General features: G+C 58.9%; 8 protein-coding genes. 2 read left to right on the top strand and 6 right to left on the bottom strand.

Going from position 1 to position 14,692, the window contains the following annotated elements; all coding sequences use genetic code 11:
- Positions 1 to 80: 80 nt before the first annotated feature.
- From QK293_RS01935 to treP, 5 genes are all read right to left on the bottom strand, one after another.
- Positions 81 to 371 (bottom strand): PTS transporter subunit EIIB, encoded by a 291-nt coding sequence (locus QK293_RS01935; RefSeq protein ID WP_282375281.1) that lies wholly within the window; start codon positions 369 to 371, stop codon positions 81 to 83.
- A 2-nt stretch (positions 372 to 373) separates the two neighbouring features.
- A complete protein-coding gene (ptsP, locus tag QK293_RS01930) occupies positions 374 to 2,902 on the bottom strand; it encodes a phosphoenolpyruvate--protein phosphotransferase (protein WP_282375280.1) in 2,529 nt (842 codons plus the stop codon).
- Positions 2,903 to 2,964: 62 nt separating this feature from the next.
- Positions 2,965 to 4,188: a carbohydrate porin gene (locus tag QK293_RS01925; RefSeq protein ID WP_282375279.1), complete on the bottom strand. Its 1,224-nt coding sequence runs from the start codon at positions 4,186 to 4,188 to the stop codon at positions 2,965 to 2,967.
- Between the two features lie 106 nt (positions 4,189 to 4,294).
- Positions 4,295 to 5,941, bottom strand: a complete 1,647-nt coding sequence (treC, locus tag QK293_RS01920) for an alpha,alpha-phosphotrehalase (RefSeq protein ID WP_282375278.1) — start codon at positions 5,939 to 5,941, stop codon at positions 4,295 to 4,297.
- A 34-nt stretch (positions 5,942 to 5,975) separates the two neighbouring features.
- Entirely contained in the window at positions 5,976 to 7,418 is a 1,443-nt protein-coding gene (gene treP / locus QK293_RS01915; RefSeq protein ID WP_282375277.1) for a PTS system trehalose-specific EIIBC component, read from the bottom strand.
- Positions 7,419 to 7,655: 237 nt separating this feature from the next.
- Between treP and treR the strand changes: the two genes are divergently transcribed.
- Positions 7,656 to 8,360: a trehalose operon repressor gene (treR, locus tag QK293_RS01910; protein WP_282375276.1), complete on the top strand. Its 705-nt coding sequence runs from the start codon at positions 7,656 to 7,658 to the stop codon at positions 8,358 to 8,360.
- 99 nt (positions 8,361 to 8,459) lie between these two features.
- On the top strand, positions 8,460 to 13,022 hold the full coding sequence (locus QK293_RS01905; protein ID WP_282375275.1) for a membrane-targeted effector domain-containing toxin: 4,563 nt from the start codon (positions 8,460 to 8,462) through the stop codon (positions 13,020 to 13,022).
- A gap of 75 nt (positions 13,023 to 13,097) precedes the next feature.
- Here QK293_RS01905 and guaA read toward each other — a convergent pair whose 3' ends face one another.
- Positions 13,098 to 14,675 carry a glutamine-hydrolyzing GMP synthase gene (guaA, locus tag QK293_RS01900; RefSeq protein WP_201114635.1) on the bottom strand — a complete coding sequence of 526 codons (1,578 nt, stop codon included), beginning with the start codon at positions 14,673 to 14,675 and terminating at the stop codon, positions 13,098 to 13,100.
- Positions 14,676 to 14,692: the final 17 nt, after the last annotated feature.

The following is a 14,692-nucleotide window of genomic DNA, read 5'->3' as shown; positions in this document are numbered from 1 at the left end:
ACACCTGCGGTTGAGAAACAGTAAGGGCAGCGCGGCGGATGGCCGCAGGAGGCGAGCATTCCCACGCAGAGTGGGAACGATCAGTGCGGGAGACCGGTGATCAGATGCACCACCCCGTCATCCAGCGTCATGACTCCCGGTACACCTGCCCTATTTAAAGCCTGCCGATCCACCCGCCCCACATCCCGCAACTCCACCCGAACCCGGGTCAGCGCCACGGGCTGCTGCGACTTGAGGTTATCCACTCCGCCCAGCGCGGCGATGATTTCCTGGGCCAGACCAAAAACAGGCTGAACAACCCCCTTCGGCTCATCCGCTATCAGATCCGGGGTCAACGCTTTCCAGAACGCCCGCTGCATTTTCTCGAACATGCTCAGTTCTCCAGTACCCGTGAAGTATCGACCGTCGCCTCGTGATACAGCCGCAATGCCTCGCGCACTTGCTCGGCGCTTTCCAGGCCCAGCACTTGCTGAGCGATGGCCTGGCAGTCCAGCAGATCCACTTCGCGGACCGCCGCTTTGATCGCCGGAATCAACGGCACACTCACCGACAGTTCATCCACGCCAAGTCCCAGCAGCAACGGTACCGCCAACGTCTCGGAAGCCATGGCGCCGCACACACCGGCCCATTTGCCATGGGCGTGGGCAGCCTTCACGGTGCTGGCAATCAAACGCAGCACCGACGGATGAAAGCTGTCGGCCTGACTGGCCAGGCGCGGATGATCGCGGTCCATGGCCAGGGTGTATTGGGTCAGGTCGTTGGTGCCGATGGAGAAGAAATCCACCTCGGGCGCAAACAGATCCGCCATCAATGCCGCTGCCGGCACTTCGATCATGATCCCCAGTTTCGGCAGTTCAGTAAGGCCCAATGCCAGCGCCTCTTCCTCAAGCAGCTGCCGGGCCAGTCGCAACTCCGACAGCTGCGTGACCATGGGCAGCATGATGTGCAGACGGGCCAGCCTGGCGCAGCTCAGGATCGCTTTGAACTGATCGCGCAACAGCTGCGGGCGCTCCAGACACAAACGAATCCCGCGCATGCCCAGGAATGGATTGGTTTCGCTGGCCATCGGCACATAGGCCAGGGGTTTGTCGCCGCCGACATCCAGTGTGCGCACCACCAGATTACGCGCCGGCCCGAGCGTCCTGGCGATGGCGCTATAGGTTGATGTTTGCTCGTCATGGCTCGGCGCATGATTGCGACCCAGATAAAGAAACTCCGAACGCAACAATCCGACGCCCGCACCTCCCAGTGCCATGGCCTGCTCCGCTTCAGCGAGCGAGGCGATGTTGGCCGTCACTTCAAAATGATGACCATCGCGGGTACACGCCGCCTGCGCAGCGTGCGCCAGCTCATGTTGATGGCGCTTCTGTTGATGCTGACGATTGGTTTGCAGCTGCTCGATGGCCGCCAAATCCGGGTCCAGGTGCAGCTCGCCCTTGTCGGCGTCGAGCAACACTTGGGTGCCGTTGGCCAGCGCCAGCACCTGAACGGGCAGCCCGCAGATCGCCGGCAAACCGAACGCACGCGCGAGAATCGCGACGTGGCTGGTAGCGCCGCCACCGACCGTGGCGAAACCCAGCACCTTGCGGGTATCGAGCCCGGCGGTCTGTGACGGCGTCAGTTGTTCGGCGATCAGGATCGCCCCTTCAGGCAGCTCCATCGCCTGATCCTGTACCCCGAGGATCAACTTGAGCACGCGCTGGCCGACATCGGCCAGATCCGCCGCCCGCTCTGCCAGCAAGGCATTGCCCAGGCTTTTGAACAAGGTTGCCGTCGACTCGGTGGCCGCCCGCCAGGCGAAGCCGGCACTTTTGCCTTCGATGATCAGCGCCTCGGCCTGATCCAGCAGACTCGGGTCTTCAAGCAGTTCCTGGTGCGCCTTGAAAATCTCTGCCTGGGCATCCCCTGTGGCGTTGTCGCGCAACGGCTGCAAGGCCAGCACCGCTTCGGCCAAGGCCCGAGACAAATGCTCTCGCTCAACCTGCGGACCGACGCCGAACTCGCTCACTTCAAGCGTCTGCTCGGCGATCTGCATAACCTGGCCAAACGCCGAACCCGCCGAGGCACAGACTCCGCGCAAAACGCTCAGCGATGACGCTTCAATCGTCTCAACCTCTGCCATCACGGCGACCGTCTCGCCACACCCGGCGGTCAGCAATTCGACCAGTGCCTTGATCGCCGCTTCAGCGTCCGGGCCGGCCGCGCTGACTTGCACAACGTCACCGTGGGCCGTCTGCAACGCCATGATTGCCACCAAGGATTTCGCGTTAGCACTCACCTGCTGTTTATGCAGGTAAATGCTCGCCGAAAAACCTTTCGCCGCCTGGGCAAACACCGCTGCCGGACGGGCGTGCAAGCCGTTCGGGTTGGCCAGTGTCACCGGTTTTGAAAACAGTGCTTCGCCCTCTTCCGGCACCGGCTCATCTGTTGCCTGCTCGACGGGATTCAAGCTCAGGAGCGGCTGACCACTTTCTACCAAACCTGTTTCCGGCGTCAGCCAAGTGAACGGCTCACCGCTGACCACCAGCATCAACGTCAGCAGGCTGCGGGCATTCAATGCAACAAAATCGGCATCGAACTCGATCAGGGCCTGTCCCGCTTCAACCCGCTGGCCTTCCTCCACCAACCGGGTGAAGCCCTGACCGGCCAGGTTCACGGTGTCGAGTCCGATGTGCATCAACACCTGAACGCCGTGGTCGTCGGTGATGCTGACCGCGTGCCCACTGGCCTGCACATTGCTGACAACTCCGGCCAGCGGTGCGCACAGGGTTTGCGTAGTCGGATCGATGCACAAACCATCGCCGATCACCCGGCTGGAGAACGCTGGGTCCGGCACCTGATTCAGCGGCATCAGCACGCCGGACAAAGGAGCCAGCAGTTGCAATTGTTGAGATGTGGCCATGACGTCACCTGCTGTTTTGTTCTTTGAAGTGCCGATGGAGCGCGAGGCTCCGACAGCATCGCTTATTTCCACCAGTACTCGACCTGCAATCCGACGTTCGCACCGTGTCGCGCCGTGCCGAAGGCACCGGTGTCGGACAACGCCGAACCCGCCGCCAGTTCATTGGCGGCCCGTTTGGCCGCCTCGTTCCAGCTCGCATAGGTGTAATACAGACGCACCTCGGGGCGTTCCCAGAATTCAGGGCCCTTGGGCGACCACGTCGGAGCGAAAGTGAATTTGCTCAGCTTGCGCGTCCCGCCTGGGGCCTCAACCTGATCGTGGCCCAGTTCGGTCACCAGTTTGAACTGCTCGGTGATCGCATAAGCCGGGCGAACACCCAGGGAAATCCAGTTCTGATCGGTACCGTCCGGTCGAATGTCTTTCTGGTAAACCGCCTCGACTTGCCCGCCAAATCGCGGCGTCACTTGCCAGTCGAAGAATTCCACCACCCGGTAACTTTTGTTGCTGTCGTCGAGCTTCACGTTACCGGTATAGCCCAACCCGGTGCCGGGACCTTCGCCGTACTGGAAGGCCAGTTTGTTCTTGCCGCCCAGAAAACCTTTCTGCACATGCTGAGTGGTGATCGCCCAGCCTCGATGAGCGTCGCGGCTGTCGGGCTTGTCGATGTAGCTCAGGCCGAACTCCAGCGCACCGCCGGGGTTGGTGTTGAAGCCGGCGACGTTGAAATCGTGACGGTTGATGTAGTCCTTCTGGTACAGGTTGTCCTTGCGCGAGAAGGCGTAGCTGTATTTCAGATCGCCGATCAGCACATCTTCGATACCGCCGCCGGTAGCGCTTTGGTTCCAGTAGTAGAAGTCGGAAATATGGATATCGTTCCGTTTGTAGTAACGCCGGCCGGCCCACAGTGAACCGCCGTTGAGGGCGGGCACGTTCGACCATTGCGCGTAAAGCTGCGGCAGGCGCACCGAGCCGTTGTCACCGTTGAAGGTCAGGTCCTTGTCGTACTGGTTGTACAACGAAGCCATGCCGTCGACGCTGAATACCGAACCGTCATCCAGCGTGTACAAGTCCTGTCGCAACTCCAGCTCCCCGTATTGCTCGCATTCGTTGCCCAACCGATATTTCGTCTGCGCGCCAGGCAATTGGAAGCATGACTGGGAGCTGCTGTTGACCGAGGTGCCGACGCCGCTACGCAAGTACCCCCCGAATTCCAGGGCTTGTGCCGTCAGTGGCAACGCCAGGCATATGCTCGCGGCTGCAAGGCTGCGATTTATTGTTGTTTTCAAGAGCTACCCCATTATTTTTATTGTGTGCAGCGGCAAAATCGGCGCGCAAAACTCCCCCGCGCAGCGTTCTGCGTGTTTTTTTAAGTCGGTGTTTTTTTGCGGTCGGTCAGTCGGTCATATGCAGCACGAATGACTCAAAAGGCCGTAAGAGGACCTGCCAGTTTCGCGCCGGACAGTCCGGGTAATTGCTGATGACCAGACGTTGGGCCATCGCTTCGCTGATCACTTCATCCGGCAACACGAATTCGCATGGCGTGCCGTAGAAGTTGTTCAGCACCAGCAACCGTTCGCCACTGCCCTCACGCACATACGCCCAGATTTGTGTGTGCTCAGGCAATAATTGCCGATACACGCCGTCGGACATCAGCGCCTCAGTGCGACGCAGCGCGATCAACTGACGGTAGTGATGCAACACGGAATCCGGGTCGTCGAGTTGGGTGGCGACGTTGATCTGCGCGGCGTTGGCTGGCACCCCGATCCACGGCTCGACAGCGCTGAAACCGGCGTTCGGCTCGGCGTTCCAGTGCATGGGCGTGCGACCGTTGTCCCGGGACTTCTGCATGATCGCCGCCATGTTGTCGACGTCACTCGCACCGGCCTCGCGCTTGAGCCGAAAGATGTTCAGGGTTTCGACATCGCGGTACTGATCAATGTGATCGAACCCCGGATTGGTCATGCCCAGTTCTTCACCTTGATATACGAACGGCGTGCCCTGCAGAAAATGCAGCGCCGTACCGAGCATCTTCGCCGACACCACCCGATGCTCGCCGTCATGACCAAACCGCGAGACCACCCGTGGCTGATCGTGGTTACACCAGAACAGCGCGTTCCAGCCACCGCCGGCCTGCATGCCGGTTTGCCAATCGGAGAGGATGCGCTTAAGTTCGAGGAAATCGAAATCGGCACGAATCCACTTCTGCAGGTTCGGGTAATCGACCTTTAGATGATGGAAGTTGAAGGTCATCGAGAGCTCTTTCGACTCCGGCCGCGAGTAGCGAATGCAGTGTTCCAAGTTGGTTGACGACATCTCGCCGACGTTGATCAGGTCATGACCCTCGAACACTTCACGGTGCATCTGCTGCAAATATTCGTGGACGTTCGGGCCGTCGGTGTAGAAACGTCGACCGTCGGTGTTGTCCTCGGGGAAGTCCGCCGGTTTGGAGATCAGGTTGATGACGTCCAGACGGAACCCGCCTACGCCCTTGTCGCGCCAGAAGCGCATCATCTTGAACACTTCGGCGCGCACCTTGGGGTTGTCCCAGTTCAGGTCGGCCTGTGTGTGATCGAACAGGTGCAGGAAGTACTGACCGGTCTGCGCCTCGTATTCCCAGGCCGAACCGCCGAACTTGGATTCCCAGTTGTTCGGCTGATCGCGCCAGATGTAGAAATCGCGGTAAGGATTGTCGAGGCTGCTGCGGGCCTGCTGGAACCAGGTGTGCTCAATGGACGTGTGGTTGACCACGATATCGAGCATCAGCTTGATCCCGCGCTTGCCGGCCTCGGCGATCAGCAATTCGCAATCGGCCATGGTCCCGTAACTCGGGTCGATGGCGTAGTAATCGCTGATGTCGTAACCGTTGTCGCGCTGGGGCGAACGCAGGAACGGCGTGATCCACAGGCAATCGACACCCAACCAATGCAGGTAATCGAGCTTGGCCACAACGCCAAGCAAATCACCCGTGGGGTTGCCGGCGTGGCTGTGAAAACTCTTCGGGTAGATCTGGTAGATCACCGAACGTTGCCAGTCTTGCATCGCGGACTCCTTCAACAAATTGATGTGGCGCCCCTCAGGCGACCCGATACCCAGGCCTAACAATCTTCATGCTCAACCCGCAGGTCAGAACAAACGGCACGACCATGGCAATGACCATCCCGATCACGAACATCGGAATGAACTGCGGAATGATCGAGATGAAACCGGGCAAGCCGCCGACGCCGATGGCCGAGGCCTGGACCTTGTTCAGCGACAGGAAGATGCAGCCCAGGGCCGAGCCGATCAGGGCCGCGTAGAACGGGAATTTGTAGCGCAGGTTGACCCCGAACATGGCCGGCTCGGTGATGCCGAAGTACGCAGAAATCGCCGAGGTCGAGGCCATGCTTTTATCCCGCACGTTACGGGTCATGTAGAACACCGCCAGTGCCGCGCTGCCTTGGGCGAGGTTGGACATGACAATCATCGGCCAGATGAAGGTGCCGCCCTGGGTGGAGATCAGTTGCAAGTCGACCGCAAGAAACATGTGGTGCATGCCGGTGATCACCAACGGTGCATAGAGCAAACCGAAGATCGCGCCGCCGACCATCGGTGCCAGGTCGAACAGCATGACCACGCCTTCGGTGATGAGAATCCCCAGATGCCGGGTCACCGGGCCAATCACCGCCAGCGCCAACACGCCGGTGACGACGATGGTGGTGATCGGCACCACCAGCAATTGCACCGCGTTCGGCACCCGTGCCCGCAGCCATTTTTCGATGACGCTCATCACGTAGGCCGCCATCAGGATCGGCAGGATCTGCCCTTGGTAACCCACCTTCTCGATCTGGAACAACCCGAGGATGTCGAAGTACGGCAGGCTCTGGCCGTCGAGACCCGCAACTGCCTTGCCGTAGTTCCAGGCGTTGAGCAGATCGGGGTGAACGAGCATTAAGCCGAGCACGATGCCGAGGATTTCGCTGCCGCCAAACCGTTTGGCTGCCGACCAACCCACCAACGCAGGGAGGAACACAAACGAGGTGTTGGCCATGAGGTTGATCAGGCTCCAGAGCCCGTCAAGCTTAGGGTAGGCGTCCAACAGGGTCTTGCCCTCGATGAACATGCCTCTGGCGCCGATCAGGTTGTTGATGCCCATCAGCAGGCCGGCAATGATCAGCGCCGGGAGGATGGGCATGAAGACGTCGGAAAACACCCGCACCAGACGCTGCATGGCGTTGATCTTGTCGGCGCTTTTTTGTTTAACGTCGGCGATGGTTGAAGCCGCGAGACCGGTTTGACGGCGCAGTTCTGCGTAGACCTTTTCGACTTCACCAGGGCCGATAACGACTTGGAACAGGCCGCCGGTGAAGAACGAGCCTTTGACCAGATCGATCTGGTTCAGCGTGGCGCTGTTGACCAGGCTCGGGTCCTTGAGGGCCAGGCGCAGCCGTGTGACGCAGTGCGCGGCCTGCTCGAGGTTGTCGCTGCCACCGAGGCTGTGCAGCAGCTCGCTGGCGATGTTCGGATAGTCGTGGCTCATGCTTGATCTTCCGCTGTAGTTTTTTGTTATTGGCAGCACGCCGAAACGAAAAGTACTCGTCTGTACGAGTTAAAGCAACAACTCGTACAGACGAGTTTGATTTTGTTTATTCTGAGCCCGACCGGCGGCGACATTTCCTACCTTTGAAGTCGATGAAACCCAAAGCCACATGGACAAACCCCTACCCTGCCCTTAAGGTTCGAAACCTTGAGCACATCGCGGCACAGAGCCATCCCAATGAGTAAATACAACCAGATCTACAGCGATCTGCTTGCCAGCATCACGACCGAACGTCTGGAACGCGGCGCACGATTGCCCTCCGAAACCGAATTGATGGACAGCTACCAGGCCAGTCGCGGCACCGTGCGCAAAGCCATCGAGCAACTTCAGGAGCGCGGTTTCGCCCAGAAAGTCCACGGTAAAGGCACGTTCGTGCTGTCGACCAACCCGATCGAATTCCAGCTGGGCGGCATCGTCAGCTTCCAGGAGACTTACCCGCGGCTGGGCAACAACGTCAGCACCGAGGTGGTCGAATTCACCCAGATCCCCCTCGAAGGCCCGCTGCTCGAACACATCAAGGCTGAAAAAGGCAGCCTGATCACGCGGATCAAGCGCGTGCGGCGGATCGATGGCAAACGGGTGATCCTCGACATCAACCATTTCGTCAGCGACGTGATTCCCGGCCTGTCCCGCGACATCGCCGAACAATCGATCTACGCCTTCATCGAGCAGACCCTGCAACTGCAAATCGCCTACGCCCAGCGCACCATCGAAGCCGTGCCCCGCAGCAAAGACGACCAGCAACACCTGGACCTCGACGGTCAAAGCCATGTGATCGTGGTCAGCAATCAGACTTTCCTGCAGGACGGCCGCCAGTTTGAATACACCGAATCGCGGCATACCCTGGACAAGTTCTACTTTTCGGACGTGGCCCGGCGGTGACACTACACGGTACTGAATCGCAAATAGGCATAACTATGTAGTGCACATTCCTTGAGTTAGCGGCTCATCCTCGACGCCCATTTCTCAAGGATAGAGAGCATGAACCTGACCCAAACCCGTCCACTGCCCAATGCCGCCGACAAGGCGGCGCTCAGGGCGATTGCAACCACCGTTATCCAGACGTGCCCCAGTCTGCAAGACACGGCCCACGAAGTTGCCAGTGACCTGCTGAAAAAATACGGCATCGTCGGCCTCGATCCGGATCGGGTGTACTTCCATCGCTTCACGGCGGCCCAAAGCAGCTCGAAAGCCTTCACCGGTTGGGAGCATGTCGATGACACGCCAACCTCCTCCATGACCCTGACACAGTTGGTGATCCACCGTTTTCGCGCCACCGACCAGGACAACGCTGACCTGCTCGACCTGTACGCGGGTTTCTACAACGTCGGCCCGGAAGCCGGCACTTTCGATGAAACCAACGAAGTGCGCCTGCATGGCAACGAGGTGCTGAAAGACTTCTGGAGCGTCGATATCAGTTCGCTCTACCGCCAGCAACTGAGCGAATTCTGGAATAACAGTTCCAACGACTTCCGCACGTTGGCCAAATGCAACTTCCTGATTAACGCCGTGCAGGCACGGGACAAACGCCAGCTGAGCGACGAAGATTTCAATCTCGCGGTAAACGCCGTCATGGGCCCGATCACCTGGCCGATCAGCCTGCAACAGTTGCAATCGGAACACCCCGATACGCAATTGCGCGTCCGCTCCCTGGACATCGATGGCTACGTCGCTACCAATATTCTGCGGATCGTCGCCCCCAAAGGTCGACAGATCGTTTACCTGCCCGGCGAAACCAATGCCTTCCAGGTGCTGGAAACCATCACAGACATGCACGTCTGGATGTTTCAAAGGATGAACGCGGAGGAGGCACGTCAGACTTTCATGACCCACTTCTCCCTCTCCGACCGACAGACCATCGCCGAAAACCTCACCGATATCATGAATCGGTTGGTCAGAACGTGGGGCAAGTACGACCATCACATGATCAACCAGAAAAACCAGATCGTTCAGGGTGATGCATTCAGTTGGTTGCGCGACACCACCAAAAAGGCAATGTTCGCCGAGGCCGAGCTATCGTTGACCTCTAATGGCGATCTGCGCAAAAAACTCTGGATCGGTTTCCTCAGCGCCGGCATCAAAGCATTCGGTCCGATGGCTGTCCTTGGTTGGCCCATCGCACTGCCCTTGGTCGGCGCCAGCGTCGCCAGCATGGGCTTGAACATCGACCAGGCGGTCAATGCAAAAACTGCCGAAGAGCGCAAGGCCGGCATCCTGGGCGCCGTGCTCAGTGGCATTGATTTGCTGTTCAACCTGCTCGTCCTGAAAGGCCCCGGTACGCTGGCAGAAGTCGGCCCCGAGGTCGACGCTGCCGAAGCGGCGGAAATGGCGGATCTGATTGAGTCCACGCAACCGGCCAAAGTGACTGGCCCGGCGACCGACCTCGAGGTTGCGGAACCACGCACTACGCCGTCAAGCACGAAGGTGCCCAAGGTCTGGGTAATCGATGAGCCACTCAGCGAAGATGCTCTGGAGCATGAACCGGGTAAATTTCAAGGCACTTACCGGCTCGCGTCCAATCCTTCAAGGGCAATCAAACTCAACGACACAGCCTATAACGTGCGCTTTGAAAACGATCCCAACGGGCGTGGTCATTGGGCAATCATCGATCCGGCCAACCCTGATGCCTTCACAGGGTCAATTCCCGTACGGTTGAGCGAAGGAAAATGGGAGATCGTTCCCAGGTTGGGTCTGAGGGGTGGCATGGAAGTACCGCCTGTTTCTGCCGGTGGTGCGACAACTGAAACTGTCGTCGAGGAATGGGCGCGATTGCCCGGCGTTCATGTCCCCGGGCTGGAAGCCTCTGAAATGAGGGAATTGGCACTCGGAGGGGCAGACTTGCGCGGTGGCGAAACAGACGCGTTGCGCGAGTTCGAATGGGCTCACCGGGAACCTCGCACAATCCTGGTTCGCGACGCCAGGGCTTGGTACGAACTTCATCCACCGGCTCCCCGAATGCCGGTATCGGCCGCCCAGTTGATCGAAACACCGGCCGAGCTGCTTGATTCGGCATTCGCGAATACGCCGGGGCTGATCATCGGCGAAAGTTACGGGAGTATCGGCAGCAAACAATTCCTGATCGAAAACATGCCCGCCCTCGCGCAACGCGGAGTGAAGACATTGTATTTGCAGAAATTACTGGCAAACCTTAATCAGCTTGATCTGGACGCCTTCGCACGAACCGGCGAAATGCCTGAAGAGCTGGAAAATTACCTGAAGAAACTCGACATCAAAGCGGGCAATGATCCCGATGGCACATTCAATCTGCTGGCGCTGGTAAAAGCCGCCAATGCCCAGCGTATCCGGGTTCAAGCCATCGATATGTCGATGACTTACAACATCGGTAGAGACCCTTTTTCCCGGCCGCCTGGTAACCAGATGGCGCGTAGTTTTTTCGCCAGCGAAGTCATCCACGCCAATGAAAATTTCAAGGGGCCGGCGAAATGGTTAGCCTTGGTCAACCAGGAAAACATGACGACATTCAGAGGCTATCGGGGCATCAGCGAACAGACTGACGCGCTGAGCATTCGTATCGACGACGTGACGCCGGGTCAGGCACAACCCATCAGCGTCGACCCGGGACTCGCGGTGGAGTATGCGGATTATCCGGACTCTCCTGTCGATGAGGCGGTAGGACTGACTGATCCCGACGGCATCCAGGCGCTGATCAAAGGCGACTGGCGTGTGCAGATGCAAACACCTTGGGTCTACCGATCCCCGCAAGCATTAAAATCGTTATTGTCGGAACCTGGGATGTTTACCTTTCAGCGTTACAGAAGCAGCGTTTTGGTGGTTTATCGTGACGCCAATTTTCGGATGGCCGACAGCGTCATCCGCTCGACACCCGGTGGCAGGCTCAATCTTGATACCCCTTTGGCGCCCGCCTACAAGTCCATGACTGTGGATAACCTCAGTGCACTCAAACAGCGATTGATCGCCAGGGGCATGAGGCCAATGGGCTGGTCTGAATTGGCTGACGAACTCGCCCCCACCCTGCCGCAGACTCCACAAGGCCCAGCGGTGCCGAACAACTGGCAAGCCAACGAACTGCTCGAAGGACTCACGCCCGTCAGCGAGCCCGGAAACTACCAAGGCATCTACCGACTCGATTCCGACCCATCCACCGCCATCATGATGAATGACACCGCGTACTACGTGCGCTTCGAGGGCGATATCGGGGGCGACGGACACTGGGTCATTATCAATCCCGAGTTTCCCAACCGGTTCCCCGGAACGATCCCCGTACGCCTGAACGCACAGGGTGAATGGGAAACCATGCCACGCAGCGGCCTCAAGGGCGGCGGAAAGACGCCTGAGCTGACAGTGCCGCCATTGGCAAGTCTGCCCGCCTCGCCCTATGAGGTTCCACCGACGCAGAGAGCTGCCCTGAAGGCGGGCGCCGACGGACATGAAACCTATGCGCTGCGAGATGAGTACGACAGCCTCATGGAAAATGATCCCTTCCGGGATTTCAAAGCCAGCAGAAAACGCCTTTATCGTGATGCAGTGCGGTTTTACGACAATCCCGAACTGCCCCCGCGACCGCCCATTCCGCAACTCGCCCCCGATGCCTCGGCACAAGAAATCATCGAGGCCACGCTGGAACATGCGCGGGGACTGGTCATTGGCGAAAGCCATAGCGATATCGGCAGCAAGCAATTCCTGATCAACAACATGGAACTGCTGGCCCGAAACAAGGTGAAGACACTTTACATGGAACATTTGCTGACCGACTTTCACCAAGCGGATCTGGATACCTTTGCTGAAACCCAAGTGTTATCCGCAGAGCTTGAGAAATACCTGAAAAATCTCGACATCGGCCACATGAGCGATCCCCTTCGCCGCTACACGTTTCTCGTACTGGTCAAACAGGCGGGCAAGTACGGCATCCGGGTTCAGGCACTCGACTCCATGGCGAGTTACCGGATCGACGGCCTGGTGGTGCGCGACACGCAAGGTCAGACCATTGCCGACGGGGTGCGCCAGAAAATGATGAACTACTTCGCCAGAACCATCATCCGGTCCGATCAGGCGGTGCGAGGTGCTCACAAGTGGGTGGCGCTGGTGGGCAACACCCACTCCAACAGCTACAAGGGGATTGCCGGTATCAGCGAACTCGAGGAAGCCATCGGGCTGCGCACTGAGGATGTTGCTGAAGGCAGCGCAACCGGTATCGATATCGATCCGGGGGCAAGCATGCTTATCGAAAACACTCCGGGCAGTGCAAGTGCCTCGGTAAAGGGCGACTTGCGGCTGCGAGTGGCAGTCCCCTGGATGTCACAAACGATGCCCGAAATCGAGCAATTGCTGTCACGTGCGGGAATGTACACCCTGAAGCGGGATCCGCTCTCGACCTATGTAGTGCACCGCAGTCGCACGAATGAACTGGTATTCACCCGCATCAATGCTGATGGAGACCAGTTCTATATCGAACGTGCTCAGTGGGTTTCAGTGAGTGGCAAGCGCTATGGCAGCATCAAAGAACTGTTACGGGCACTCGACACTACGGGCATGAGGCTGGCGGGTTGGTCAAAGCCGCTGTAATCGGCAAAAAAAAACCGTGTGAAATCGAATTCACACGGTTCTTTTCTAGCTCAAGCCATCACGGCCTGCATGGGTTCATTCCCACTCAATGGTCGCTGGCGGCTTGCTCGACACGTCGTAAGTGACGCGGGAGATGCCTTCGATTTCATTGATGATGCGGCCGCTGACGGTTTCCAGCAGTTCGTAAGGCAGGTGAGCCCAACGCGCGGTCATGAAGTCGATGGTTTCCACCGCACGCAGGGCAACCACCCAGGCGTAACGACGGCCATCGCCTACCACCCCAACCGATTTCACCGGCTGGAACACCACGAACGCCTGGCTGACTTTGTGATACCAGTCGGCCTTGCGCAGTTCTTCGATGAAGATGTGGTCGGCGCGACGCAGCAGGTCGGCGTACTCCTTCTTCACTTCACCGAGGATCCGCACGCCCAGGCCCGGTCCCGGGAACGGGTGGCGGTAAACCATGTCGTACGGCAGACCCAGTTCCAGACCCAGACGACGGACTTCGTCCTTGAACAGCTCGCGCAGGGGTTCAACCAGCTTGAGGTTCATTTCTTCCGGCAGGCCACCCACGTTGTGGTGCGACTTGATCACGTGGGCCTTGCCGCTTTTGGCGCCAGCCGACTCGATCACGTCCGGGTAGATGGTGCCTTGGGCCAGGTACTTGATGTTGTCCAGCTTGCAGGATTCGGCGTCAAACACGTCGATGAACGTACGGCCGATGATCTTGCGCTTCTTCTCGGGGTCCGACTCACCTGCCAGGTTATCGAGGAACTGGTCGGCAGCATTGGCGCGAATCACCTTGACGCCCATGTTCTCAGCGAACATGGCCATCACTTGCTCGCCTTCGTGCAGACGCAGCAGGCCGTTGTCGACGAAGACGCAGGTCAGCTGGTCGCCAATGGCTTTGTGCAGGAGCGCGGCAACTACCGAGGAATCAACGCCGCCGGACAGGCCGAGCAATACGTTGTCGGTACCGACCTGGGCGCGAATGTTGGCGATGGCGTCTTCAGCGATTTTCGAAGGCGTCCACAGGGCTTCGCAGCCGCAGATGTCGAGGATGAAGCGCGACAGGATGCGACCGCCCTGCTTGGTGTGAGTCACTTCCGGGTGGAACTGCACGCCGTAGTAGCCGCGAGCGTCGTCGAACATACCGGCAATCGGGCAGCTCGGGGTGCTGGCCAGGATGTGGAATTCCTGCGGCATCTTGGTGACTTTGTCACCGTGGCTCATCCACACGTCGAGACCGAACAGGCCGTCGGCGTCGATATGGTCTTCGATGCCGTCGAGCAGGCGGCTCTTGCCGACCACGTCGACACGGGCGTAACCGAACTCACGCAGCTCGGAACCTTCAACCTTGCCGCCCAGTTGCTCGGCCATGGTCTGCATGCCATAGCAGATACCGAAGACCGGTACGCCCAGGTCAAACACGGCTTGCGGTGCGCGCGGACTATCAGCAACGTGCACCGACTCGGGGCCGCCGGCGAGGATGATCCCTTTCGGCGCGAATTCGCGAATCGCTTCGTCGTCCATGTCGAACGGATGCAGTTCGCAGTACACGCCGATTTCACGCACGCGGCGGGCAATCAGCTGGGTGTACTGGGAACCGAAGTCGAGGATCAGGATGCGGTGAGCGTGAATGTCGAGGGCCATGATTCAGTCTCGTCTAA

The sequence above is a fragment of the Pseudomonas sp. AL03 genome (assembly GCF_029960815.1).
Lineage (GTDB): Bacteria > Pseudomonadota > Gammaproteobacteria > Pseudomonadales > Pseudomonadaceae > Aquipseudomonas.
The sequence above is the reverse complement of the archived record's forward strand: the minus strand, read 5'-3'. Positions and strand labels throughout refer to the sequence as shown.